This is a genomic window from Streptomyces nodosus (assembly GCF_008704995.1).
Lineage (GTDB): Bacteria > Actinomycetota > Actinomycetes > Streptomycetales > Streptomycetaceae > Streptomyces > Streptomyces nodosus.
Genome location: NZ_CP023747.1, coordinates 5,464,043 through 5,487,500 on the forward strand (window position 1 = coordinate 5,464,043; position 23,458 = coordinate 5,487,500).

Here is a 23,458-nt window from a genome sequence, read left to right on the forward strand (position 1 = left end):
TAATGTCGGACAACCAGCAGTACGGCCCCTATGTGCCGCACCAGGCCGACAGAGACCGAGTTGCCGGACAGAACGCCGTCACGGACTTCACGAGGACTGTCGAGGAGTTGCCTGAAAGCGGCGGCCCCTTCGGCCTCAATCGGATGCTACGTGCCGCCGTGCTGAACAGCAGCCCGGCCGGCGAAGCGCTCCGCACCTCCCGGCGGACGAACTTCGAGGGGCACAAGCTCAACGAGATGCTCGATCTGGTCGAGCAGACCAATCCGGCGGACCTTGAGTCTTCGGGCCAGGCCCTCTGGGACGCGCGTGATGCCATCAAGGCGGCGGCAGCAGAGCTGGACGGCCATATCGACAGAGTTCACTGGGTCGGTGAGTCCGGTGAGGCGTTCCGTGCCTGGGGCGCCAGTCTGGTCAAGCACGCCGACGCGCTGGGCGACTTCGCCGGCACGGCGGGCGACCAGATCTCGGCGGCGGCGACGGGCCTGGCATCCGTGCGCAGCGCCATGCCGTCCCGTGACAACAGGCTTGTCCAGAAGAGGGCCGAGGACTTCGCCGCACCCGAGCGGGTCGAGACCAACCATGAGTACGCCGCCGCGGTGAAGGTGGAGAAGAACCGCCAAGAGGCGATCAACCAGATGAACCGGTTGTCGTCGTACTACGTGGTGTCCGAGGAACAACTCGCCGCCCTGGAGCCGCCGAAGTTCGAGTCGATGCCGGATGTGGGGGTCCCGGAGCCGTCCGGTGGAAGAGTCACGGAGCCTGCCGGGCGACAGACTCCGACGCATCGGGGCAGCGGTGAGCCGTCGATGCCGGCAGATCACTCTCCCGCTGCTACTGGACGGGTGGAGGAGAAAGCCTTTACGCCAACCCCCGAGAAAGCGCAGGGGCGGGTTGACTACCCGGGCCGCGATGTCGGGACAGACATCGACAGCGCCGGTGTGCTCCCGGAACGCAGGATCGAAGGCGTAGGGCATGCACCGTCCACGGTGTCCAGTCCTCCGACCACAGGGGATAAGTTTCTGCCTCCCCCGGTCACGGGTTACAACAAGCCTGTCGTCAGGGGGCTCTCCTCTCGCGGCATCGGACCGGGCGGTGCACGGACTCCTGTGTCGGCGAAGGGGAAACCCAGCGCACCGAATACCGGAGTCATCGGTCCTGCAAGGGGAACGGCTCCGCGTGTCGCAAACCCCATCGACCAGGCTCGCGCGAACAACCAGGCCAGCGCGAGGGGCGGAACCGGTCAGAGCACCGCCAGAGGTGGGACATCGGGGCCGAGACAGGCAGCGGCGGGCCGCGGAATCTCGGGAGGGACCCAGCAGTCCGGGGTGACGCCGTCGGCGCGTGCTGCTGGGCGCTCAACGGGTGCGGGGCGTGGTAATGGCGTCGTCGGAGGTAAGCCCGCAAGCGGCGCGGCTGCACCTGGCAAGCGCGCGCCCAGAGTTCCCCGTGGCACGGTCGTCGGTGGTGAGGCATCCAGGAGTGGCGCCCCGGCATCGAACGGCCGACCCAGTCAGCGCGGGGTCATCGGATCGCCCGACAACTCCAGAACCTCCCGTGCCAAACCTGGTGAGGAAGCGACGCCAGGCCGTAAGCCGCAGGGCAGTCCCGAAGGCGTGACTGGCAAGCCGGCAGCAAGGAATTCTGCTGCGAGAACCAAGAAGGCGGGTTTCACTTCTGGCGGCTCGGGTCTCTTGCGAAGGCTCACGGGGAAGCGTCAGTCTCCCGGCCGTGAGAATCCGCAAGGCACACGGCGATCGGCTGGAGCAGCTGAGGATGAGGGAACCCAACTGCCCAACACGCCGCGGCGTGATGTGCCGCCGGGAAACGACTAGAGGCGAGCGAGGACAGACAGCACCATGAGGCGAAGCATCGACCGGCATGGCGGACGAACAGCACCATTCGGGGGACGTGTCGTGAGACGTGTGTCTGCTCTGGGTGCCGCTCTCGCTGCTCTTGCATCCGTGTCCGTGGGAATGGCGCCGAGCGCCGCTTCCGAAGACGTCCAAGCGCAGCAGTGGTATCTGGACTCGATGCAGGCCGACCAGTTGTGGAAAGTCAGCAAGGGTAAAGGCATCAAGGTCGCGATCATCGGTTCAGGCGTGAATCGTGACACGCCCTCCCTGCGGGGACAGGTCCTGCAAGGGGTCGATGCCCTGGTCAAGGACGGGCTCGCCAAGGGGAGCGTGACAGACACGCAGGACACGACGGGCGAGGGGACCACGGCGGCTGAGCTCATCGCGGGCACAGGCAAGGACGGCGGGATACAAGGCCTTGCTCCCGATGCGCAGATCATTCCGATTCGTGTGCCGGCCATCAAACACGACGAACTCCCCGACCCCAACTATCCGCTTGCCACCGCCATCATGGCCGCGGTCGACAAGGGCGCAAAGATCATCGACATCACGGTTGGCAACCAATACGTGATCGGCACACAAATCGTCGGTGACGCGGCGCTCGACTACGCGGTCGAGCATGGTGTGCTGATGATCGCGAGTGTGGGAGACAACGCCAAGGAAGGCAACAAGCCGCAATATCCTGCCGCGTACAGACAAGTTGTGGGTGTATCGGCTGTTGACCGTTCGGGGAAAGTCTCCCCGACGTCCCAGTACGGCAATTACGTCGACCTGGCTGCTCCGGGCGTGGACATTCCGCACTGGTGTGACAGAACCGTGCGTTCCTACTGCGATGCCGGCGAAGGAACCAGCCAGGCCTCAGCGATCGCCTCCGCGTCCGCCGCCCTGGTCTGGTCCGCTCATCCCGACTGGACCGCGAACCAGGTTCTCCGGTCTCTGATCGACACGGCCGGGCGTACCTGGAAGAAGGACATCCCGAGCAAGTATCTCGGCTATGGAATCGTGCGTCCCCGCAAGGTTCTGGAGGACAGCGGGTACAACCCCGGCCCGGCCGACTCGGATCCCCTCGGTAAGGCGAACGAGGCCGGTGGGGCCACGCCCTCGCCTTCCGGTTCCGTACCGGCCCCGTCACAAGCTCCGGAATCCCCTTCAGGCGGCGAGACCGTGGCGGCAGAATCTACTTCGAAGTCGTCCGACGACGGCAGCACCCTGTGGATCGGCCTCGGTGCCGTCGCGGCGGTGGTAGTCATCGGCGGTGGTGCGTTCGCCGTCAAGCGTGCACGCAGCAGGGCGTGAAGGCGTCGACGCGGGGATGCCGGAGCGCACAAAAGCCTGAAGGCATCCCCGGGTTGACTCGCCTGCACCACGAAAAGGACCTCCCTCTCCTCCTTTCCCGAGAGGGCAGCCAGAGCAGTTCCGAGCTCCACCGGAACACCACGAGAAAGGGCCAGTAATGGCACAGGGGCAGCGGCTTACAGACAGCCAGATGGCGGAACTCGAAAAGAAGATCGCCGAAAAGTTCGAGAACATCCGGACGCGTGTTCACAAGCTCCAGGGCGTCATCGACGGCCTGGAGGGACAGTGGCACGGCATCGGCCGTGCCGAGTTCGACAAGAAGCAGTACGAGATCAATGAGTCGCTGGCCCGCATGGGCCGGATCCTCACGGAGTTCCTGGACGCGATGACCGGAACCCGGAAGATCAAGGACGACAGCGAGGAGCAGGTTCGCGAGACCATGCGGAAGATCGACCTCTATGACGGAGCCTCCACGGTTCCGAAGTCGCCGTTCGCCGGTTACTGAGGCGCATCGGACGCGGTACGGCAGCAGAAGTCAGTAGTTCTCCTCCACCCACGAGTCTGACGAGGTAGGCAACACATCATGGCGAACAACCAGGACGGCCTTGCCGTCACATACGACGGTCTCGACATCGCGGCGACCACGATCGGCAACGAGGCGAAGGCCTTGGAGACCGATCTGCAGGAGATCAAGCAGTTGGTGGCCAACACCGTGCAGTACTGGGAGGGCGAAGCCCAGAGCACGTACGGCGAGAAGCAGGCGGCGTGGGACAAGGAAGCCGCCGACATCCACCAGGCGCTGCAGAGTATCGGGCATGTGGTGGGCACGGCCGGCGGTACGTACATGGGCGGCGACAAGAAGGCCGCCAGCTACTTCCGCTGACCCCGGTCAGCCGCAGACGCAAGGGTGGGCACGCACGGGAGGTGCCCACCCTTTCGCTTGCCGACCGCGAGCGTATGGAAGTAGGCCTCCACGAGGCGGGTGAACCGGTTGTCGCCGTGCTGAGTGATGTCCGAGAAACACACCGCGGCGTAATGTTCCGCCGGAAAACAACTAAAAGGCGAGCGAGGACAGACGGCACCATGAGGCGAAGCATCGACCGACACGGCAGACATACAGCATCATTCGGGGGAAGTGCCGTGAGACGTGTGTCTGCTCTGAGTGCCACTCTCGCTGCTCTTGCATCTGTGTCCGTGGGAATGGCGCCGAGCGCCGCCGCCGAAGACGTGCAGGCGAAACAGTGGTATCTGGCGTCGATGCAGGCCGACCAGATGTGGAAAGTCAGCACGGGTGAAGGGGTCAAGGTCGCAGTGCTGGACACCGGCGTCACGGAGACCCCTTCTCTCAAGGGGCAGATATTGGGAAATGATGTTCCCAAACCTGTCTCCTACCGTGCCACCGAAGACTATGACGGTCACGGGACAACCCTGGCGGAATTGATTGCTGGAACAGGTTCTGGCGGTGGTTTGAAAGGGCTGGCACCAGGGGCGAAGATCGTTCCTTACCGCGTACGTCTCAACAGTTTGAAGGGGAGCGAGAGGCAGAAGACGCCTGAGCCGTACCAGGCGATTCGCGCCGCTGCCGATACGGACGCCAAGATCATCAACATGTCCTTCAGTGGTGCCTATGTCAGTGCCAGAGAAGAAGCCGCCATCAATTACGCGATGTCGAAGGGCAAACTGCTGATCGCGGGCGCGGGGAACGAAGGCGAGCAGGGTGAGGGATCCGTCGGATATCCGGCTGGATATCCCTATGTCGTGGGTGTCTCCGCCGTCGACGCGTCCGGTACGGTGACCAAATTCTCGTCGTACGGCAACAACGTCGACCTTGCCGCGCCGGGACTGGACATCCCCTACTGGTGTGACAAGACCTTGCGTTCCTACTGCGATGCCGGCCAAGGAACCAGCCAGGCCTCAGCGATCGCCTCCGCGTCCGCCGCCCTCATCTGGTCCGCTCATCCCGATTGGACCGCCAACCAGGTCCTGCGGTCTCTGATCGACACGGCCGGGCGTACCTGGAAGAAGGACATCCCGAGCAAGTATCTCGGTTATGGAATCGTGCGTCCGCGCAAGGTTCTGGAGGACAGCGGGTACAACCCGGGCCCGGCCGATTCGGATCCCCTCGGTAAGGCGAACGAGGCCGGTGGGGCCACGCCCTCGCCTTCCGGTTCCGTACCGGCCCCGTCACAAGCTCCGGAATCCCCTTCAGGCGGCGAGACCGTGGCGGCAGAATCTACTTCGAAGTCGTCCGACGACGGCAGCACCCTGTGGATCGGCCTCGGTGCCGTCGCGGCGGTGGTAGTCATCGGCGGTGGTGCGTTCGCCGTCAAGCGTGCACGCAGGAGAGCGTGAAGACGTCAACCCAGGGATGCTTGAGCGCACATCCTCGGGTTGACTTGATTCACCACGACAGGGCCTGCCTCTCATCCCCTCCCGAGAGGGGAACTCGGAGCAGTTCCAAGCTCCACTGGAACATGGCCTACTCCGCCTCTGCCCCGCCGTTCCCTGATGTCGGCTCCAGGTCGAACTCCCCGTCCCGCGCCCCGAGTACGAAGGCCGTCCATTCGGCCTCCGTGTACCGCAGCACGGTTTCGGGGTCGAGTGACGACCGCATCGCCACGGCGCCCTCGGGCAGGTACGCGATCTCGACGCGCTCCTCGTGCTCCTCGGTGCCGGGAGCGCTGTGCCACTCCACACCGGAGATGTCGAGGGCATAGAGCTCGTTCTTCTCACGCTCCTTGCGGGCCTTGACATCCTCGGTCCGGGCGTCGGCACCCTTGTCCTGAGCATCGGCCATCGGACGGCCGCCCCCTTCCTGACGCGCGAAAGAACTGCCCATCCACCTTACTCGGCATGGGGCGGCGGGCAGCCCAGGTTCTTCAGCACTCCGGTTGTGTATGCGCGGGCGAAGCGCTCGAGATCCTTGCGCCGCTTCGAGGTGTCGCTGTTGACGTCGGGGTTCACCGTTACATCCACGTTCACATACGGTGCGCCGTCGACGCCGCACTTCGCACTGACCATGGAGCTCTTGTCCCCCACGGCGCCGGCGCCGTCGAAACCGAGGCGGGTCATTTCCGCCCTGTCGGTGAATTTGAAGCTCTCGAGTTCGGACATCGGGTCGTAGAACTTCTTCACCTTGCTGACGGTGACGGTCAAGGCGCGCTTCTGGTCCACGAGGACGTCACAGCCCTGGGACGTGCCGCCGGAGTCGGATCCGCCCGGAACCTCTCCGACTTTGTCCCCGTCCGGCAGAAGGGGTCCAACGACGCTCTCGGGCGCGGGAAAGCCACAGACCGAGGTCGGCACCGAGTATCCCCGGTCCGATCCGGAGCATCCGGCACAGGCGGCCGCGAAGGAAAGGGTGATGAGTGCTGCGCCGGGCCGGTTGATGCGTACGTTCATCGCGATGAACCGGTCGGCATGGGACCTTCCGGGCGTCACCAACTACCCTCCCGCACAAGCCCCGTCTGCACCAACGGCTTCCCCCGGCGCCGGGAGACGAACACGCCGCGCCCGGTCGGCATCGGCCGGGGCCGTACGCCGCCCAGCAGTTCGCCCTCGCCCGGTTCGCCCGCGAGGACGACGCCCTGGGCGCCCAGCTCCTTCATGCGCTGCAGGAAGGGTTCGTAGGACGCGCGGCCCGCGCCCGCCGTCGAGCGGGCGATGATGAAGCGGACACCCACGTCCCTGGCGAACGGGAGCAGTTCCGTCAGACCGCCCAGCGGGTTCCCGCTCGACGTCGAGACGAGGTCGTAGTCGTCCACGACCACGTACACCGTCGGGCCCCGCCACCAGCTCCGCTCGCGCAGCTGCTGCGCGGTCACCTCCGCCGTCGGGGACCGGCGCTGCATCAGGTCCCCCAGGGCCGTCATATGGTGGTCCATCGCATTGGACATCGGGATGTACTCCGCCAGATGCGTGGCGGGCGTGACGTCCAGGAGCGAGCGGCGGTTGTCGACGACGAACAGCTTGCACTCGTCGCCCGAGTACCGCTCCGTGATCTGCTTGATCAGCAGCCGCAGCAGGTTGGACTTGCCCGACTCGCTCTCGCCGAAGACCAGGAAGAACGGGTCCTGCTCGAAGTCGACGAAGACCGGCTCCAGGTTCTCCTCGTCGAGCGCGAAGGCCACCCCCCGGCGCGGGAAGCGGTCGCCCGACGGCAGCTGCTCGGCCGGCAGCTCGCGCGGCAGCAGCCGTACCTCCGGGGCGCCCGGCGCCTGCCAGTGGCGTGAGACCTCCGCCGACAGCGCGGCCGTGGCGTCCGCCAGGTCCGTGTCGGAGGTCAGACCGTCGATCCGCGGCACCGCCGCCATGAAGTGCAGCTTCTGGGGCGACAGCCCGCGGCCCGGCACTCCCGCGGGGACGTTCGCCGCCACCTTGCGGTCGATCTCGGAGTCCATCGTGTCGCCGAGCCGCAGCTCCAGCCGGTTCATCAGGTGGTCCTTGAGGTTCGAACGCACCTCCATCGAACGCGACCCCGTCAGGACCAGATGGATGCCGTAGCCGAGGCCCCGCGCCGCGATGTCCAGCACCGCCGGCTCCAGACCCTCGTAGTCCGAACGGAAGTTGCCCCAACCGTCGATGACCAGGAAGACATCGCCCCACGGCTGGTCCGTGACCGAGATGTCCCCGCGGGCCCGGCGGGCGCGGAAGTCCGCGATCGACGCGATGCCCGAGGAGCGGAAGTACTCCTCGCGGCGGGTCATCACCCCGTAGACCTCCGACACCGTACGGCGGACCCGCTCCGGGTCCAGCCGCGAGGCGACCCCGCCCACATGGGGCAGCCCGGCCACCGCCGCCATGCCGCCACCGCCGAAGTCCAGGCCGTAGAACTGGACCTCGTACGGGGTGTGCGTCAGGGCGAACGCGGAGATCAGCGAGCGCACCAGCGTCGACTTGCCGGACTGCGGGCCGCCGATGAGCTGCAGATGGCCCGCCGCTCCGGAGAAGTCCAGCCACAGGGGGTCACGGCGCTGCTCGTACGGCTTGTCGACCAGGCCGACGGGGACGATCAGACGGCCCGCGCCCTCGTAGCCCGGCTGGGTGAGGCCGCGGTCCTCGACCGCAGCCAGGCCGGGCAGCAGTCCGTCCAGCGACGGCGGGCTGTCCAGCGGCGGCAGCCACACCTGGTGGGCCGCCGGGCCCTGCGCCTCCAGCCGGCGCACGATCACATCCAGCACCGTGTCGGCGAGCGCGTCGTCCGTCTCCGACTCGGGCTCCGTGCGCTGCTGGGGCACCTGTACGTACTGCACCGGCACCTCGGCCGCCGTGAACAGCACCGGCCGCCGGTCCACCGGCAGCGGCCCGCCGGGCAGCGCCGCCCGCGCCGGACCCGAGCGGTACACCCCCGAGACGTACGCCGCCTTGAAGCGGACCATTTCGTCGGTGCCGTACTTCAGGAAGCCGGAACCCGGGACGTTCGGGAGCTCATAGGCGTCGGGGACGCCGAGCGCCGCACGCGACTCCGCCGCCGAGAACGTCCGCAGACCGATCCGGTACGACAGATATGTCTCCAGGCCGCGCAGCCGGCCCTCCTCCAGGCGCTGCGAGGCGAGCAGCAGATGCACACCGAGCGAGCGGCCGATACGGCCGATCTGCACGAACATCTCGATGAAGTCCGGCTTGGCGGTCAGCAGTTCGCTGAACTCGTCGATCACCAGGACGAGCGACGGGATCGGCTGCAGCGCGGCGCCCGCCGCACGGGCCTTCTCGTAGTCGTGGATGTTCGCGTAGTTGCCCGCGTCCCGCAGCATCTCCTGGCGGCGGTTGAGCTCACCGCGGATGGAGTCGCCCATGCGGTCCACCAGCGTCAGATCGTCCGCCAGGTTGGTGATCACGGCCGCGACATGCGGCATCTGAGCCATGCCCGCGAAGGTGGCACCACCCTTGAAGTCCGCCAGGACGAAGTTCAGGGTCTCGGAGGAGTGCGTCACGGCGAGCCCGAGGACGAGGGTCCGCAGCAGCTCCGACTTGCCGGAACCCGTCGCGCCCACGCACAACCCGTGCGGACCCATGCCCTCCTGCGCGGCCTCCTTGAGGTCCAGCATCACCGGCCGGCCGTCCTCGCCGAGACCGATCGGCACCCGCAGCCGCTCCGACAGCGCCCGCGGCCGCCAGGTGCGCTTGGTGTCCACCGAGGCCGCGTCCCCGAGGCTCAGCAGATCCGTGAACTCCAGGTTGGCGAGCAGCGGTTCGTCGTCGTCCCCGCCGGACGCCACCCGCAGTGGGGCGAGTTGCCGTGCCAGCGCCTCGGCGGACTCGTACGACAGCGTGTCCGGGGTCCCCTCGTACACGATGCCGTGCGCCGACTCCAGGTGCAGGGTCGTCGGCTGTACGACGATGGAGAGATCGCCGCGCGGTCCGGACAGCTCACCCGGTACGACCTCGACGACCGTGACGCCCTGAAGGCCCTCCGGCGAGGCGAGCACCGAGTCGGGCAGCAGCGACAGATCGTCCAGTACGACGACGAGGTGCGGCTCCTCCGGCAGCGGCGCCGCATCGGGGTGGAAGCGCGGCCGGCCGGTGAGCCGGGACGCCAGCAGGTCCTCCAGCTCGCGCGAGTCGGAACCGATCAGCCGGCGGCTGCCCGCACCGTCCGTCACACCGGGCGCTTGGACGTGCGGCAGCCACTTGGCCCAGTCCCAGTGCGGCAGCGCCTCCCGTCCGGCGGCGACCGCGACGACGAGGTCCGCGGGCGAGTGCAGCGCGGTCAGCGAGCCGATCAGGGCGCGCGCCGAGGCACGCGCGCCGTGCGGGTCGCCGCTCACCGTGACGTGGTAGAAGGCCCGCAACGACACCGCTATCGGCAGGTCGGAGAGGGTGTTGTGAGTGGCGACGAACCGCTGCATCGCACCCGCCGTCAACGGCTCCAACTGCTCCACCGGGCCGGTCTCCGGGGCGATCAGCGGGGTGGCCAGCGTCTGCGGGCCCAGCCCGATGCGCACCTGCGCGAAGTCCTCGTCGCCCGGCCGCCGTTCCCACAGCCGGCTGCCCTCGGCGACCAGCGCCCACAGCTGTTCGGGGGAGGGATGGAGGTAGAACTGGGCGTCGCGCTGCGCCCTCGCCGTGTCCATGGCGGCGCGCCGGGTCTGGGACAGATAGCTCAGATAGTCGCGACGCAGATCGGCCAACTGGCCCTGGGAACCACGGCGGTAGCGGACCACCATCGCGATGGACATCGCCACCGTCGATGCGATCATGACCATGCCCATGATCTTCATGAACGGCTGTCCGCTGTTGAAGAAGAACACCACCGAGCCGCCCATGCCCAGCGTCGGCAGCAACTGCATGAGCACGCTGTCCTGGTGGCCGCGCGGCAGCTCGGGCGGCGGCTGTACGGCCACCTCGTCGGTGGGTACGTCGGACGGCAGAGTCCTGGGCGGACGCTTCACGACAATCTGGCTCACTGCTCACCATTCCCTTGCCGGACCCGGGGTGTTCGCCCGCCGCCCCGTGTCAGGCGGGCGCCTGGCCGCCGCGCGATACTACTGACTTGGCGGGAGCGCGGTGGGCGGTAGGGTGCCGGGAGGCTCGCGCGACGACCCGCGAACGAGGCCGGGAAACCAGGGTAATTCGTGCGAGGCACACCCGCGCGGCGCTGGTCGACCGGCTTCCGGCGGGTGGGTCGGGCACCGGCCACGGAGTACACCGGCAAACCGTCGCAGAAACTTCACATCGCCCGTGCGACGCCGTCACCGGTACGCACCGCCACCAGCAGACACATCACCATCACTGAGGGGGATCAGCAGGTGAGCACCACGGCCACCGCGAGCGGCGGGCCCGGGACCACCCTTCCTTCCGGAGCCCCGTCCGGTGTCGGAACGGGACTCGGTTTCTGCCGCGTCACCATCGTCGCGCCCGACAGCCGCATCGACGTGGCACTGCCCGACGACGTCCCGGTCGCCGACATCTACCCGGAGATCCTGCGGCTCTCCCAGCAGAGCCCCGCCGAGAGCGCCCCGGTCGGCTACCACCTCGTACGCCGCGACGGCACCGTCCTCGACAGCTCCCGCTCGTTCGCCGCCCAGCGGATCCTGGACGGCGAACTCCTCACCCTGCGTCCCTTCGCCGAGTCCCTGCCGCCCGCCGTCTTCGACGACGTCTCGGAGGCGGTCGCGTCCGCGGTCACCCGGCGGCACACGCTGTGGAGCGGGGACCTCACCCGGGCCGCGGGCCTCGCCGGCGGAGGAGTGCTGCCCACGCTGCTCGCCTTCGTCGCCTGGTCCGCGGACCCGCGGCACGACATGCACGGACTGCCCGGCATCCTCGCCGCGGTCGCAGGAGTCCTCCTGGTCGTCCTCGCCGCCGTCCGCGCCCGTGTCTACGACGACCGGGGCTCCGCCGTCGCACTCGGCCTGGGCGCCCTGTCCAACATGGGCGTCGCGGGCAGCGGGCTGGTCCCCCTGGCCGACGGGCAGGGCATCGGCAAGCTGCAGTTCCTGCTCGCCTGCGCGGCGGTCCTGATCGCCTCGGTCGTCCTCACCGTGTGCTCCCCGAGCGGCGACGGCCCCTTCGTGGCCTTCGTGTTCGCCTCGGCCGTCGCCCTGGTCGCCGTCTTCGCCGGGATCCTCGCGCACTGGACGCCCACCGAGGTGGCCGCCGTCTGCGCTCCCGTCGCCGTGGGCGCCCTCGCCTTCCTGCCCGGGCTGTCCATGCGGTTCGCCCGCCTCCCGATCGGTTTCGAGCCCCCGAGCAGCACCTCGCGCGGCGCGTACGACACCGAGTCCGCCCCGCACGAGCCGGTCGACGCCGAGCGGGTCGAGGCCCAGGCCCGCCGCGGTCATGAACTCCTCGTCGGCCTGGTGGGCGGCTGTGCGCTGCTCGCCGTCGGGGCAGCCGCGGTGCTCGGCTTCTCGGACGGCGTCTGGGCCCAGCTGCTCGCCCTCGCCACCGGCGTCGCACTGCTGATGCGCGCCCACCTCTTCCGCTACACGGCCCAGGTCGCCCCGGTCCTCGCCGCGGGCCTCGGTGCCCTGGTCCTGCTCGGCCTCGGCCTGGCCCTCAACCCGCCGGCGACCGTGATGCGGGAGGCGCTGACCGGGGACCGTGCGGCCCTGGACATCCGTACGATCTGGCTGGTCGCGGTGATCGCGGCGGCGTCGGCCGTGGTCACCGCGCTCGGCCTGATCCTGCCGCGCGGCGGTCTCACCCCGTTCTGGGGACGCTTCTTGGAGATCGCGGAGAGCTTCGTCCTGCTGACTCTGATCCCGCTGACCCTCGCCGTCTTCGATGTGTATATGGCGGCCAGGTCCATGACCAGCAAATGACGTCGGGCAAAGGTCCCGTTCTGCCCTGGTACCCTGTGTGACGGCCGTTCGTGTACGCATCCTCGGACCCTGCCCGAGACCCTCCGGGGTCACCTCGGGGATCCGGAGGTCGCGATCGGCTCGATCCCGCCACCCGAGTCACGGAAGCTTCCCTGAGACGAAGACCAGGGGCACTCGGTGGCACTCAGAAGACCACAAGGAGAACGCGTGTCGCTCGACGCCGCCACGAAGAAGCAGATCGTTGCCGATTTCGGTACCAAGGAGGGTGACACCGGCTCCCCCGAGGTCCAGGTCGCGCTGCTGTCCCGCCGGATCTCCGACCTGACCGAGCACCTCAAGACCCACAAGCACGACCACCACTCCCGCCGTGGTCTGCTGATCCTGGTCGGTCAGCGTCGCCGCCTGCTGCAGTACCTGGCCAAGAAGGACATCCAGCGCTTCCGTGTGCTGGTCGACCGCCTCGGCATCCGCCGTGGCGCGGCCGGCGCCCGGTAAGACGCGGTGAAGGGGAGCGGTTCCTGCTGAAGACGGGACCGCTCCCTTTGCTGTACGTGCGGACTGTCACCACCGCTTTGTAGGGTGGTAGCACAACGCCATACGAACAACTCCATACGAACCACATCGTGTGGACGGCGCCCGATCACCGGACGCCGCCCCGCACACCGAACGAGGAGAAGCGCACCTTGCCGCCGCCGGTCCTCGGTAGTGGCCCCCGGGAGAAGAACCCCGGGTGCTTCGATCGAAGACCGGCCCGCACAGGACGGCGCGCTTCTCCGCCACCGTCCCCCTGCCACACGGGCAGCCCGGGACGAAGACGAGGAGAAAACGCTGGTGGAGAACGAGACCCACTACGCCGAGGCCGTCATCGACAACGGCTCCTTCGGCACCCGCACGATCCGCTTCGAGACGGGCCGCCTGGCCAGGCAGGCCGCCGGCTCCGCCGTCGCGTACCTGGACGACGACACGATGGTCCTCTCGGCCACGACGGCGTCCAAGAACCCCAAGGACCAGCTCGACTTCTTCCCGCTGACGGTCGACGTCGAGGAGCGGATGTACGCGGCCGGGAAGATCCCCGGTTCGTTCTTCCGCCGTGAGGGCCGCCCCTCCGAGGACGCCATCCTCACCTGCCGTCTCATCGACCGTCCGCTGCGCCCCTCCTTCAAGAAGGGCCTGCGCAACGAGATCCAGGTCGTCGCCACGATCATGGCGCTCAACCCCGACCACCTGTACGACGTCGTGGCGATCAACGCCGCGTCCGCGTCCACGCAGCTGGCCGGTCTGCCCTTCTCCGGCCCGATCGGCGGCGTCCGCGTCGCGCTGATCAACGGCCAGTGGGTCGCCTTCCCGACGCACAGCGAGCTCGAGGACGCCGTCTTCGACATGGTCGTCGCGGGTCGTGCCCTGGAGGACGGCGACGTCGCGATCATGATGGTCGAGGCCGAGGCCACCGACCGCACCATCACCCTGGTGCAGGGCGGCGCCGAGGCGCCCACCGAGGAGGTCGTCGCCGCCGGTCTCGAGGCCGCGAAGCCCTTCATCAAGGTGCTCTGCAAGGCCCAGGCGGACCTCGCCGCCAAGGCCGCCAAGCCGACCGCCGAGTTCCCGATCTTCCTCGACCACGAGGACGACGTCCTGGAGGCGCTGAGCGCCGCGGTCCGCCCCGAGCTGACCCAGGCGCTCACCATCGCCGGCAAGCAGGAGCGCGAGTCCGAGCTGGACCGCGTCAAGCAGCTCGCCGCCGAGAAGCTCCTGCCGGAGTTCGAGGGCCGCGAGAAGGAGATCTCCGCCGCGTACCGCTCGCTGACCAAGACCCTGGTCCGTGAGCGTGTCATCAAGGAGAAGAAGCGCATCGACGGCCGCGGTGTCACCGACATCCGCACCCTGGCCGCCGAGGTCGAGGCCATCCCGCGGGTGCACGGCTCGGCCCTGTTCGAGCGTGGCGAGACCCAGATCCTGGGCGTCACCACCCTGAACATGCTGCGCATGGAGCAGCAGCTCGACACCCTCTCCCCGGTGACGCGCAAGCGCTACATGCACAACTACAACTTCCCGCCGTACTCCACGGGTGAGACCGGTCGCGTCGGCTCCCCGAAGCGCCGCGAGATCGGCCACGGCGCCCTGGCCGAGCGCGCGCTCCTCCCGGTGCTGCCCCCGCGCGAGGAGTTCCCGTACGCGATCCGTCAGGTCTCCGAGGCCCTCGGTTCCAACGGTTCGACGTCCATGGGCTCGGTCTGCGCCTCCACCATGTCGCTGCTGAACGCCGGTGTGCCGCTGAAGGCCCCCGTCGCCGGTATCGCCATGGGTCTGATCTCCCAGGAGATCGACGGTGAGACGCACTATGTGACGCTGACCGACATCCTCGGTGCCGAGGACGCCTTCGGCGACATGGACTTCAAGGTCGCCGGCACCAAGGAGTTCGTGACCGCCCTCCAGCTCGACACCAAGCTGGACGGCATCCCGGCCTCCGTGCTGGCCGCGGCCCTCAAGCAGGCCCGCGACGCCCGCCTCCACATCCTCGATGTGATGATGGAGGCCATCGACCGGCCCGACGAGATGTCCCCGCACGCCCCGCGGATCATCACCGTCAAGATCCCGGTCGACAAGATCGGTGAGGTCATCGGCCCCAAGGGCAAGATGATCAACCAGATCCAGGAGGACACCGGCGCCGAGATCACGATCGAGGACGACGGCACGATCTACATCGGTGCCGCCGACGGCCCGTCCGCCGAGGCCGCCCGCACCACGATCAACAGCATCGCCAACCCGACCATGCCGGAGGTCGGCGAGCGCTACCTGGGCACGGTCGTGAAGACGACCACCTTCGGTGCGTTCGTCTCCCTGCTGCCGGGCAAGGACGGCCTGCTGCACATCTCGCAGATCCGCAAGCTCGCCGGCGGCAAGCGCGTGGAGAACGTCGAGGACGTGGTCGGCGTGGGCCAGAAGGTCCAGGTCGAGATCGCCGAGATCGACTCCCGCGGCAAGCTCTCCCTCATCCCCGTGATCGAGGGAGAGGACGAGGACGGCGAGGCGAAGAAGGACGACACCGACAAGTGACGTCCCGTGGCTTCAAGGCGACGGCCCGCACCTCCTCGGAGGCGCGGGCCGTCGCCCGTACCCAAACCCTGATCAAAGGAATGAACGGCATCGGTACGGTCCGTAAGACGGTCCTCCCGGGCGGCCTGCGCGTCGTCACCGAGACGCTGCCCTCGGTGCGCTCCGCCACCTTCGGCATCTGGGCGCATGTCGGCTCCCGCGACGAGACGCCCTCCCTGAACGGCGCCACGCACTATCTGGAGCACCTGCTCTTCAAGGGCACCGGCCGCAGGAGCGCCCTGGACATCTCCGCCGCGATCGACGCGGTCGGCGGCGAGATGAACGCGTTCACGGCGAAGGAGTACACCTGCTACTACGCACGGGTGCTCGACACCGACCTGCCGCTCGCCATCGACGTCGTCTGCGACATGCTCACCGGCTCGCTGATCCTCGAGGAGGACGTCGACGTCGAGCGGGGCGCGATCCTCGAGGAGATCGCGATGACGGAGGACGACCCAGGCGACTGTGTGCACGACCTGTTCGCGCACACCATGTTCGGTGACAATCCGCTGGGCCGCCCGGTCCTCGGCACCGTCGACACCGTCAACGCCCTCACCGCCGACCGCATCCGCCGTTTCTACAAGAAGCACTACGACCCCACTCATCTGGTGGTCGCCTGCGCCGGCAACATCGACCACAACAAGGTCGTGCGCCAGGTGCGCGCCGCCTTCGAGAAGGCCGGCGCGCTCACCCGGACCGACGCCACCCCCATCGCCCCGCGCGAGGGGCGCCGTGCCCTGCGCACGGCCGGACGGGTCGAACTGCTCAGCCGCAAGACCGAACAGGCGCATGTCGTCCTCGGCATGCCCGGCCTGGGCCGCACCGACGACCGCCGCTGGGCCCTCGGCGTGCTGAACACCGCCCTCGGCGGCGGCATGTCCTCCCGGCTGTTCCAGGAGGTGCGGGAGAAGCGCGGCCTGGCCTACAGCGTGTACTCGTACACCTCGGGCTTCGCCGACTGCGGCCTCTTCGGGGTGTACGCGGGCTGCCGTCCCGGCCAGGTGCACGATGTGCTCAAGATCTGCCGCGACGAGCTCGACCAGGTCGCCGAGAACGGACTGTCCGACGAGGAGATCGCCCGTGCCGTCGGCCAGCTGCGGGGCTCCACGGTCCTCGGCCTCGAGGACACGGGCGCGCTGATGAACCGTATCGGCAAGAGCGAGCTGTGCTGGGGCGACCAGATGTCGGTCGACGACATGCTGGCCCGGATAGCCGCGGTGACCCCGGACGACGTACGGTCCGTGGCCCGGGACATCCTGGGACAGCGGCCCTCGCTCTCGGTCATCGGCCCGCTCAAGGACAGGCATGCCGCCCGTCTGCACGACGCGGTCGCCTAAGTTCTCCACCTCGAGCAAGGAATCAGGAACATGAGCAAGCTGCGTGTGGCGGTCCTCGGCGCCCGGGGCCGGATCGGTTCGGAGGCGGTACGGGCCGTCGAAGCCGCCGAGGACATGGAACTGGTCGCCGCCCTGGGCAGGGGCGACCGGCTGGAGACCCTGGTGGAGGCCGGCGCCCAGGTCGTGGTCGAGCTGACCACCCCGGCCTCGGTGATGGGCAACCTCGACTTCTGCGTGCGGCACGGCATCCATGCGGTGGTGGGCACCACCGGCTGGACCGAGGAGCGCCTGGCGCAGCTGAGGGGCCTGCTGGACCAGTCCCCGGAGACGGGTGTGCTGATCGCCCCGAACTTCTCCATCGGCGCCGTGCTGACCATGAAGTTCGCCGAGGTGGCCGCGCCGTACTTCGAGTCCGTCGAGGTCATCGAGCTGCACCACCCCGACAAGGTGGACGCCCCCAGCGGCACCGCCGCGCGCACCGCCCAGCTCATCGCCGCCGCACGGGAGCGGGCCGACAGGGGCCCGGCACCGGATGCCACGGTGACGGCCCTGGAGGGCGCCCGCGGCGCCCGGGTCGACGGTGTCCCGGTGCACTCCGTCCGGCTGCGCGGGCTGCTCGCCCATCAGGAGGTGCTGCTGGGCGGCGAGGGGGAGACCCTCACCATCCGCCATGACTCGCTGCACCACAGCAGCTTCATGCCGGGCATCCTGCTCGGCGCCCGCCGCGTCGTCACCACTCCGGGCCTGACCTTCGGCCTGGAACACTTCCTCGACCTGAAGTAGCCGCCATGCGCGCCAAGATCACCTACGCCGTCACGGCCGTCGTCCTGGTCTTCTACTTCGTCCTGGTCGGCAGCCGGGGCGTGTTCCTGATCCAGAACGGCACCCCGCTCACCGTCTCCTTCGGTGTCGCGGTGCTGATCCTGCCGGTCATCGGCGTCTGGTTCCTGTGGAAGAACACGCAGTTCGTGCACCGGGCCAACCGGCTCGCCGCCGAACTGGACGCCGAGGGCGGCCTGCCTCCGGACGAGCTGAGGCGGACCCCCGGCGGTCGGATCGACCGCGACTCGGCCGACGAGGTCTTCGCCAGGCGCAAGGCGGAGACGGAGGCGGCCCCGGACGACTGGCGCAGCTGGTTCCGGCTGGCGATCGCCTATCACGACGCCCGGGACACGCCGCGCGCCCGCAAGGCGATGCAGCGGGCGATCGCCCTGCACGACGGGAGGACGGCCGAGGCCTGATCTCCGCGGGCTCCCGGCCGTTGATCTTCAGGAGCTGCCCTCCCGGGGCCGGACGCGGTGTCACGCGGTGTCCCATGGGGTCGACGACATGACGAGGGGGCCGCCCCGCTCCGTACGGCGGGACGGCCCCCTCGTCATGTCCGGTCGGGCCGGTCAGTGGCGGCAGTACTCCGCGGCCCATGCCTCCACCGTGTCCGCCGCCCGGTCGAAGGACTCCGAACGGCCCAGGAAGTCGGCGTTGTGTGTGGTCAGCAGCGGCGGCGGCTCCTGGGAGGCGCGGCTCTTGCGGGCCAGGATCAGCGCCTGCCCCTGCACCGTGCGGGGCAGACCGAACCAGCGCACCGGCTGCTGCGCCGTCCGCACCGCGGTGATCTGCTCCCAGGGCGTCGTCCGGGTGCCGAAGAAGCCCACCCGGCGCACTCCGCGGGAGCTCACCCAGACACCCATCCGCAGCAGCCGCAGGGCCCAGACGACGCCCACCAGCGCGAGACCGAGGATCGTGCCGGCGTCGGACGGCGTCCCGGTGAGCGCGATGACGACCGCCGCGAAGAGCACGAACGAGGAGAGCAGCAGCAGGAGCGCCGCCCCGCCCACCCGCCAGGGGCCGGGGCGGTACGGGCGCCGCCAGCGCTCGTGGTCGTCGTGGGGCAGCTCGTCCGCTGCCTGCTCGGAAGCACGGTCGGCCGTCAGAAAGGGCAGGGGCACGCTGATCCTCACTCGGTCCATGGGGCTGTGCCCGGTGAGGCTATCGAGCCGTGTCCATGCCCACCACCCTCGGGGTCCATGGAGGGCCTGCCCGCCGGTCGGGTCACCCCGGGCGGGCGGCAGGGTCAGCGCCCGTCGGACGCCTCGGAGTGCTGCGTCGCCGCGGGCGAGGGGTGCTGCATCGCCGGGGTGCCTATCACCAGGGCACCGACCAGCCCCGCGACGATGGTGAGCCCCAGCAGCCAGCGCCCGGCCAGCTGGCCGGGGGTGGCCCGACGGCGCGGCGGGGGAGTGACATTGCTGCGGAAGGAGTCCGCTTCGGCGAGGAAGGCGAACGGAACGGGCTCGCGACGGGACATGGCGGCGTCTCTCCTTCGGGGCCGTAGGGAGCAGCTGTCGGGGGACCGGGGTCAGGAACGGTGACACGAACGAATCATCGTCATCCGGACAGACGAACAGGCAGCGCGAAAAGTGCCCTCTTTCATCGATTTCGCGGAAGTTCGCCGACGAGTTGTCGAGGCCCGGTACCGAACACCAGGTCGTGGCGGCCGGGGCCGTAAAGTGGGCGCCGCCCGAGCCTGTGATGGGAAGGACCCCCACCCCGTGACCGACGATCCCGTCGACGACCTCAAGCCCAGCTTCCGCAGCGATGTCACCGTCGAACTGGTCAAGCACAGCGCGGCCGACTCCGACGTGCTGTGGGCCGCCCGTGTCTCCACCGCCGGGGAGCAGTCCCTGGACGAGCTGAAGAAGGACCCCGAGCGGTCCAAGGGCCTGATCAACTACCTGATGCGGGACCGGCACGGAAGCCCCTTCGAGCACAACTCGATGACCTTCTTCATCAGCGCCCCGATCTTCGTCTTCCGCGAGTTCATGCGGCATCGGGTGGGCTGGTCGTACAACGAGGAGAGCGGCCGCTACCGCGAGCTCCAGCCGGTCTTCTACGTCCCCGCCGAGTCCCGCAAGCTGGTCCAGGAGGGCCGCCCCGGGAAGTACCGCTTCGTCGAGGGCACCCGGGCGCAGCAGGAACTGGTCGGCCGTGCGATGGAGGACGCCTATGTGCACGCGTACGAGGCGTACCAGGAGATGCTCGCCGCCGGTGTCGCCCGTGAGGTCGCCCGCTCGGTCCTGCCGGTCGGTCTTTTCTCCTCCATGTACGCCACCTGCAACGCTCGCTCGCTGATGCACTTCCTCGGCCTGCGCACCCAGCACGAGCTGGCCCAGGTGCCGTCCTTCCCGCAGCGGGAGATCGAGATGGTCGGCGAGCGGATGGAGGCGCTGTGGGCCGAGCTCATGCCGCTCACCCATGCCGCCTTCAACACCAATGGCCGTATCGCCCCGTAGCGCTCTCAGCCTCCGGTCGGCACAGATGTGCGGTCAGCCGAGCGAAGTGTCCGTATTGCGGCATTTCGAGAAGTTCATCTAGCCTGATCAAACGGACCCGGCACTGCTTGAACCCCCGAGCAGGCAGTGCCGGGTTCCACCTTTGTCAGGACTTTCCCCGCACCCTAGGGCGGCCCCTGCGCGACGCAGCGAGTAGCGTGTTACCCATGGCTCCGACCTCCACTCCGCAGATCCCCTTCGGGCGGATCCTCACCGCCATGGTCACGCCCTTCACGGCGGACGGCGCACTCGACCTCGACGGCGCGCAGCGGCTCGCCACCCACCTGGTGGACGCAGGCAACGACGGCCTGATCATCAACGGCACCACCGGCGAGTCACCCACCACCAGCGACGCGGAGAAAACGGACCTCGTACGAGCCGTCCTGGACGCGGTCGGAGACCGCGCCCATGTCGTCGCGGGCGTCGGCACCAATGACACCCGGCACAGCATCGAACTGGCGCGCGCGGCGCAGCAGGCCGGCGCGCACGGACTGCTGACCGTCACCCCGTACTACAACAAGCCCCCGCAGGACGGCCTGTACCGGCACTTCAAGGCCATCGCCGACGCCACCGACCTGCCGGTCATGCTGTACGACATCCCCGGCCGCAGCGGTGTCCCGATCAGCACCGAGACCATCGTGCGTCTGGCGGAGCACCCGCGGATCGTCGCGAACAAGGACGCCAAGGGCGATCTCGGCCGCGCCGGCTGGGCCATCGCGCGCTCCGGTCTCGCCTGGTACTCCGGCGACGACATGCTCAATCTTCCCCTGCTCTCGGTGGGCGCGGTCGGCTTCGTCTCGGTGGTGGGCCATGTGGTGACGCCCGAGCTGCGCGCCATGGCCGAGGCCTATGCGGGCGGCGACGTCCAGAAGGCCCTGGAGATCCACCAGAAGCTGCTCCCGGTCTTCACCGGCATGTTCCGCACCCAGGGCGTGATGACCACCAAGGCGGCGCTCGCCCTCCAGGGACTGCCCGCCGGACCGCTGCGCCTGCCCATGGTCGAGCTCTCGCCGGAGGAGACCGCGCAGCTCAAGATCGATCTTGCGGCCGGCGGGGTACAGCTCTGACACAGACTTCACAACTGAATAGGCAGGACACAGGTGCCTGCATCCCATCCGACAACTGCTTCTGCACGAACGTCATGCGCGCCACGTGCCCTACAGGTACGTGGCGTGCGTGGTGAGGAGAGTCTTTTGAGTCATCCGCATCCTGAACTCGGCTCGCCGCCGCCACTTCCCGAAGGCGGCCTGCGGGTCACCCCGCTCGGCGGTCTCGGCGAGATCGGCCGGAACATGACGGTCTTCGAGTACGGTGGCCGTCTGCTGATCGTCGACTGCGGAGTGCTCTTCCCCGAGGAGGAGCAGCCCGGAATCGACCTGATCCTGCCGGACTTCTCGTCGATCCGGGACCGTCTCGACGACATCGAGGGCATCGTCCTCACCCATGGCCACGAGGACCACATCGGTGGTGTCCCCTTCCTGCTGCGGGAGAAGCCCGACATCCCGCTGATCGGGTCCAAGCTCACCCTGGCCCTGATCGAGGCGAAGCTCCAGGAGCATCGCATCCGGCCGTACACGCTCGAGGTCGCCGAGGGCGGGCGCGAGCGGATCGGTCCCTTCGACTGCGAGTTCATCGCGGTCAACCACTCCATCCCGGACGCCCTCGCGGTCGCCATCAGGACCCCCGCCGGCATGGTGGTGCACACGGGCGACTTCAAGATGGACCAGCTGCCGCTGGACAACCGGCTGACCGATCTCCATGCGTTCGCACGGCTGAGTGAAGAGGGCATCGACCTCCTCCTCACCGACTCGACCAACGCGGAGGTCCCCGGGTTCACCCCGCACGAGCGCGACATCTCCCATGTGCTGCGCCAGGTGTTCGCGGGTGCCCGCAAGCGGATCATCGTGGCGAGCTTCGCCAGCCATGTCCACCGCATCCAGCAGATTCTGGACGCGGCGCACGAGTACGGCCGCCGGGTCGCCTTCGTCGGCCGCTCCATGGTCCGCAACATGGGCATCGCCCGGGACCTCGGCTATCTGAAGGTGCCGCCGGGCCTGGTGGTGGACGTCAAGACGCTGGACGACCTGCCGGACCACGAGGTCGTGCTGGTGTGCACCGGCTCGCAGGGCGAGCCGATGGCGGCGCTGTCCCGGATGGCGAACCGGGACCACCAGATCCGCATCGTCCAGGGCGACACGGTGATCCTCGCTTCATCGCTGATCCCCGGGAACGAGAACGCGGTGTACCGGGTGATCAACGGACTCACCCGCTGGGGTGCGAACGTCGTGCACAAGGGCAATGCCAAGGTGCATGTCTCGGGTCACGCGTCCGCGGGCGAGCTGCTGTACTTCTACAACATCTGCCGCCCGAAGAACCTGATGCCGGTCCACGGCGAATGGCGCCATCTGCGGGCCAACGCCGAACTCGGTGCGCTGACGGGTGTCCCGCACGACCGGATCGTCATCGCCGAGGACGGCGTCGCGGTCGACCTGGTCGAGGGCAAGGCCAGGATCTCCGGCAAGGTCCAGGCCGGATATGTGTATGTCGACGGTCTCTCGGTCGGTGATGTCGGCGAGCCGGCGCTCAAGGACCGCAAGATCCTCGGCGACGAGGGCATCATCTCGGTCTTCGTCGTGGTGGACTCGTCCACGGGCAAGATCACGGGCGGCCCCTATGTCCAGGCGCGCGGCTCCGGCATCGAGGACTCCGCTTTCGACGGCGTGCTTCCGAAGATCACGGAGGTGCTCGAAAGGTCGGCCCAGGACGGGATCGTCGAACCCCATCAGTTGCAGCAGTTGGTGCGCCGGACGCTGGGCAAGTGGGTATCGGACTCCTATCGCCGCAGGCCGATGATCCTGCCCGTGGTCGTCGAGGTCTGACATCCCTTCAGGCCCCGGCGAGGGTGAGTCCGGAGCGAGGCTGCCTCGATTTGCATCGAGGCGCCTCGCTCCAGTACGTTTACGGCTCCGCCAGCGGGGGAACCCGACGCGATCGAGCGTCAGGTAACGACCGCAGCAGGGCGGAAATCCTGACTCAGATTCTCTGATAAAGTCGGGATCGCCGGAAAGGGAAACGCGAGAGCGGGAACCTGGAAAGCACCGAGGAAATCGGATCGAGAAAAGATCTGATAGAGTCGGAAACACCGAAGGGAAGCGCCCGGAGGAAAGCCGAGAGAGAATCTCGGTGAGTACAAAGGAAGCGTCCGTTCCTTGAGAACTCAACAGCGTGCCAAAAGTCAACGCCAGATATGTTGATACCCCGTCTCCGGCCGGTTCGGTCGGGAC

The 23,458-nt window shown here is 68.3% G+C and carries 19 protein-coding genes; 14 read left to right on the plus strand and 5 right to left on the minus strand.

Annotated elements, in window-relative coordinates; translation table 11 throughout:
* Positions 1 to 2 precede the first annotated feature (2 nt).
* The 5 genes from CP978_RS24665 (at position 3) to CP978_RS24685 (ending at position 5,501) form a co-directional block, all read left to right on the plus strand.
* Positions 3 to 1,832 carry a hypothetical protein gene (locus CP978_RS24665; protein ID WP_079162295.1) on the plus strand — a complete coding sequence of 610 codons (1,830 nt, stop codon included), beginning with the start codon at positions 3 to 5 and terminating at the stop codon, positions 1,830 to 1,832.
* Between the two features lie 129 nt (positions 1,833 to 1,961).
* Positions 1,962 to 3,149, plus strand: coding sequence for a S8 family serine peptidase (locus CP978_RS24670; protein WP_311775026.1), 1,188 nt, complete (start codon positions 1,962 to 1,964; stop codon positions 3,147 to 3,149).
* 190 nt (positions 3,150 to 3,339) lie between these two features.
* Positions 3,340 to 3,654, plus strand: coding sequence for a WXG100 family type VII secretion target (locus CP978_RS24675; protein ID WP_237693759.1), 315 nt, complete (start codon positions 3,340 to 3,342; stop codon positions 3,652 to 3,654).
* A gap of 78 nt (positions 3,655 to 3,732) precedes the next feature.
* Positions 3,733 to 4,032: a WXG100 family type VII secretion target gene (locus CP978_RS24680; protein WP_043444389.1), complete on the plus strand. Its 300-nt coding sequence runs from the start codon at positions 3,733 to 3,735 to the stop codon at positions 4,030 to 4,032.
* Between the two features lie 266 nt (positions 4,033 to 4,298).
* Entirely contained in the window at positions 4,299 to 5,501 is a 1,203-nt protein-coding gene (locus tag CP978_RS24685; RefSeq protein ID WP_376697958.1) for a S8 family serine peptidase, read from the plus strand.
* A 127-nt stretch (positions 5,502 to 5,628) separates the two neighbouring features.
* Here the strand turns inward: CP978_RS24685 and CP978_RS24690 are convergent, their stop codons facing one another.
* Genes CP978_RS24690 through eccCa form a run of 3 tightly spaced genes read right to left on the minus strand, consistent with a single transcriptional unit; the run spans position 5,629 to position 10,555 of the window.
* A complete protein-coding gene (locus CP978_RS24690; protein WP_043444393.1) occupies positions 5,629 to 5,946 on the minus strand; it encodes a DUF397 domain-containing protein in 318 nt (105 codons plus the stop codon).
* Positions 5,947 to 5,993: 47 nt separating this feature from the next.
* Entirely contained in the window at positions 5,994 to 6,551 is a 558-nt protein-coding gene (locus CP978_RS24695; RefSeq protein WP_144401481.1) for a hypothetical protein, read from the minus strand.
* Between the two features lie 35 nt (positions 6,552 to 6,586).
* The gene (gene eccCa, locus CP978_RS24700; protein WP_079162296.1) at positions 6,587 to 10,555 is read right to left on the minus strand and encodes a type VII secretion protein EccCa; all 3,969 of its coding nucleotides are present in this window, start codon (positions 10,553 to 10,555) and stop codon (positions 6,587 to 6,589) included.
* Between the two features lie 342 nt (positions 10,556 to 10,897).
* On the opposite strand from eccCa, the gene eccD reads away from it, so the two are divergent.
* The 6 genes from eccD (at position 10,898) to CP978_RS24735 (ending at position 18,086) form a co-directional block, all read left to right on the plus strand.
* On the plus strand, positions 10,898 to 12,415 hold the full coding sequence (eccD, locus tag CP978_RS24710) for a type VII secretion integral membrane protein EccD (RefSeq protein ID WP_043449415.1): 1,518 nt from the start codon (positions 10,898 to 10,900) through the stop codon (positions 12,413 to 12,415).
* A gap of 207 nt (positions 12,416 to 12,622) precedes the next feature.
* Positions 12,623 to 12,910: a 30S ribosomal protein S15 gene (gene rpsO / locus CP978_RS24715; protein WP_043444395.1), complete on the plus strand. Its 288-nt coding sequence runs from the start codon at positions 12,623 to 12,625 to the stop codon at positions 12,908 to 12,910.
* A gap of 336 nt (positions 12,911 to 13,246) precedes the next feature.
* A complete protein-coding gene (locus tag CP978_RS24720; RefSeq protein WP_043444397.1) occupies positions 13,247 to 15,469 on the plus strand; it encodes a polyribonucleotide nucleotidyltransferase in 2,223 nt (740 codons plus the stop codon).
* Positions 15,466 to 16,845 (plus strand): M16 family metallopeptidase, encoded by a 1,380-nt coding sequence (locus CP978_RS24725; RefSeq protein ID WP_043444399.1) that lies wholly within the window; start codon positions 15,466 to 15,468, stop codon positions 16,843 to 16,845. Before CP978_RS24720 ends, CP978_RS24725 begins: the two co-directional genes overlap by 4 nt.
* Positions 16,846 to 16,875: 30 nt before the next feature.
* Positions 16,876 to 17,628, plus strand: a complete 753-nt coding sequence (gene dapB, locus CP978_RS24730; RefSeq protein ID WP_043444401.1) for a 4-hydroxy-tetrahydrodipicolinate reductase — start codon at positions 16,876 to 16,878, stop codon at positions 17,626 to 17,628.
* Positions 17,629 to 17,633: 5 nt separating this feature from the next.
* Positions 17,634 to 18,086 carry a tetratricopeptide repeat protein gene (locus tag CP978_RS24735; RefSeq protein WP_043444403.1) on the plus strand — a complete coding sequence of 151 codons (453 nt, stop codon included), beginning with the start codon at positions 17,634 to 17,636 and terminating at the stop codon, positions 18,084 to 18,086.
* 153 nt (positions 18,087 to 18,239) lie between these two features.
* Here CP978_RS24735 and CP978_RS24740 read toward each other — a convergent pair whose 3' ends face one another.
* Positions 18,240 to 18,791 (minus strand): PH domain-containing protein, encoded by a 552-nt coding sequence (locus CP978_RS24740; protein ID WP_043444405.1) that lies wholly within the window; start codon positions 18,789 to 18,791, stop codon positions 18,240 to 18,242.
* A gap of 125 nt (positions 18,792 to 18,916) precedes the next feature.
* Positions 18,917 to 19,150, minus strand: coding sequence for a hypothetical protein (locus CP978_RS24745; protein ID WP_043444407.1), 234 nt, complete (start codon positions 19,148 to 19,150; stop codon positions 18,917 to 18,919).
* A 244-nt stretch (positions 19,151 to 19,394) separates the two neighbouring features.
* On the opposite strand from CP978_RS24745, the gene thyX reads away from it, so the two are divergent.
* The 3 genes from thyX (at position 19,395) to CP978_RS24760 (ending at position 23,053) form a co-directional block, all read left to right on the plus strand.
* Positions 19,395 to 20,135 (plus strand): FAD-dependent thymidylate synthase, encoded by a 741-nt coding sequence (gene thyX, locus CP978_RS24750; protein WP_043444409.1) that lies wholly within the window; start codon positions 19,395 to 19,397, stop codon positions 20,133 to 20,135.
* A gap of 206 nt (positions 20,136 to 20,341) precedes the next feature.
* On the plus strand, positions 20,342 to 21,241 hold the full coding sequence (gene dapA / locus CP978_RS24755) for a 4-hydroxy-tetrahydrodipicolinate synthase (protein WP_043444412.1): 900 nt from the start codon (positions 20,342 to 20,344) through the stop codon (positions 21,239 to 21,241).
* Between the two features lie 126 nt (positions 21,242 to 21,367).
* A complete protein-coding gene (locus tag CP978_RS24760; protein ID WP_043444414.1) occupies positions 21,368 to 23,053 on the plus strand; it encodes a ribonuclease J in 1,686 nt (561 codons plus the stop codon).
* Positions 23,054 to 23,458 lie beyond the last annotated feature (405 nt).

Bases quoted from the DNA above. Each gene is read 5' to 3' on its own strand.
- CP978_RS24665 (WP_079162295.1), top strand. From the start codon at position 3: ATGTCGGACAACCAGCAGTACGGCCCCTATGTGCCGCACCAGGCCGAC.
- CP978_RS24675 (WP_237693759.1), top strand. From the start codon at position 3,340: ATGGCGGAACTCGAAAAGAAGATCGCCGAAAAGTTCGAGAACATCCGG.
- CP978_RS24680 (WP_043444389.1), top strand. From the start codon at position 3,733: ATGGCGAACAACCAGGACGGCCTTGCCGTCACATACGACGGTCTCGAC.
- CP978_RS24690 (WP_043444393.1), bottom strand. From the start codon at position 5,946: ATGGCCGATGCTCAGGACAAGGGTGCCGACGCCCGGACCGAGGATGTC.
- CP978_RS24695 (WP_144401481.1), bottom strand. From the start codon at position 6,551: ATGAACGTACGCATCAACCGGCCCGGCGCAGCACTCATCACCCTTTCC.
- dapB (WP_043444401.1), top strand. From the start codon at position 16,876: ATGAGCAAGCTGCGTGTGGCGGTCCTCGGCGCCCGGGGCCGGATCGGT.
- CP978_RS24735 (WP_043444403.1), top strand. From the start codon at position 17,634: ATGCGCGCCAAGATCACCTACGCCGTCACGGCCGTCGTCCTGGTCTTC.
- CP978_RS24745 (WP_043444407.1), bottom strand. From the start codon at position 19,150: ATGTCCCGTCGCGAGCCCGTTCCGTTCGCCTTCCTCGCCGAAGCGGAC.
- dapA (WP_043444412.1), top strand. From the start codon at position 20,342: ATGGCTCCGACCTCCACTCCGCAGATCCCCTTCGGGCGGATCCTCACC.